The 1,482-nt window shown below is 65.1% G+C and carries 1 protein-coding gene and 1 pseudogene; both read left to right on the forward strand.

The genetic code is table 11. The annotated features are described in order from the left end of the window. A pseudogene (locus PFH44_RS27440) lies at positions 1 to 317 on the forward strand (FAD-dependent oxidoreductase); the annotation flags it as partial. Between the two features lie 40 nt (positions 318 to 357). Next, positions 358 to 1,482: LLM class flavin-dependent oxidoreductase (locus tag PFH44_RS27445; RefSeq protein WP_283826818.1), on the forward strand; the 1,125-nt coding region annotated here is incomplete at its 3' end.

Below are 1,482 nucleotides of genomic sequence, written 5' to 3' on the forward strand. Positions count from 1 at the left end.
CCGTCGATCGCCTGAGCCTCACCCCCGGCCCGGCGCACGGCGGTCTGACCGACAGCCAGCCGCTGTTGCGCGACCTGGCGCGGGACGGGCTGATCCGCGCCGACGCGCTGGGGCTCGGGCTCGACGTCGATTCGCGCTCCCGGGCTATTGGCCGCGAGGGCGCGGTGACGCCAAAGGTGCTGATTTCTGGCCCGGCGGCTCGCGGACGTTTTGGCGAGCTGATGGGGCTGCCGCAGGTTGCCGACCACGCCGCCGCGGTGGCGGCCGAAGCGCTGGCGACGCTGGGGCTCGAGGGTTCTTTCGTTACTCATGATTAAGCGTGCGCCCCTCGATAGGGACGCACCATGGAGAAGTGCTATGTCATCACAACGCGAAATTCGTCTTAATGCTTTTGATATGAACTGCGTCGGCCACCAGTCGCCGGGGCTGTGGACCCATCCGCGCGACCGCTCATGGCAGTACAAGGATCTGGACTACTGGGTTGACCTCGCGCGCCTGCTGGAGCGCGGTAAGTTCGACGGCCTGTTTATTGCCGACGTGCTGGGCATCTACGACGTGCTGAACGGCAGCGGCGATGCCGCTATTCGCCAGGCGACGCAGGTGCCGGTGAACGATCCGCTGGCGCTGATTACCCCGATGGCGCTGGTGACGGAGCATCTCGGCTTTGGCCTGACCGCCTCGCTGTCGTTTGAGCACCCGTATCCGTTTGCCCGCCGCCTGTCGACCCTTGACCATCTGACCAAAGGCCGGGTGGGCTGGAATATCGTCACCTCGTATCTCGAAAGCGGGGCGCGCAACATCGGCCATCAGGCGCAGACCGATCACGACGCGCGCTACGACTACGCCGACGAGTACCTCGACGTGGTCTACAAGCTGCTGGAAGGCAGCTGGGAAGACGGGGCGGTGCTGCGCGATCGCGAGCGGGGGATCTTCAGCGATCCGCAAAAAATCCATCCGATCAACCACCAGGGCAACTTCTTCTCGGTGCCGGGGATCCACCTCTGCGAGCCGTCGCCGCAGCGCACGCCGGTGCTCTATCAGGCCGGGGCGTCGAGCCGCGGGAAGCAGTTTGCCGCCGGCCACGCCGAGTGCGTGTTTGTCGCCGCGCCGTCAAAAACGCTGCTTAAAAAGACGGTGGCCGACATTCGCCGCCGCGCCGCGGAGGCCGGGCGCGATCCGCGCAGCATCCTGATTTTCAACCTGCAAACGGTCATTGTCGGCGAAACCGACCGCGAGGCGCAGGCCAAATGGCAGGAGTATAAATCCTACGTCAGCTATGAAGGGGCGCTGGCGCTGATCTCCGGCTGGACCGGGATCGACTTCGGCCAGTATCAGCCGGATCAGGTGCTGAAGTATCTGCATACCAACGCCATTCAGTCGGCGGTCGAGGCCTTTTCCACCGCCGACCCTGACCGTCAGTGGACGGTGCAGGCGCTGGCCGACTGGGTAGGCATTGGCGGATTTGGCCCGCTGATCGTCGGC

It is taken from the genome of Klebsiella sp. Ech2A, assembly GCF_030078455.1.
GTDB classification, from domain to species: Bacteria; Pseudomonadota; Gammaproteobacteria; order Enterobacterales; family Enterobacteriaceae; genus Klebsiella; species Klebsiella terrigena.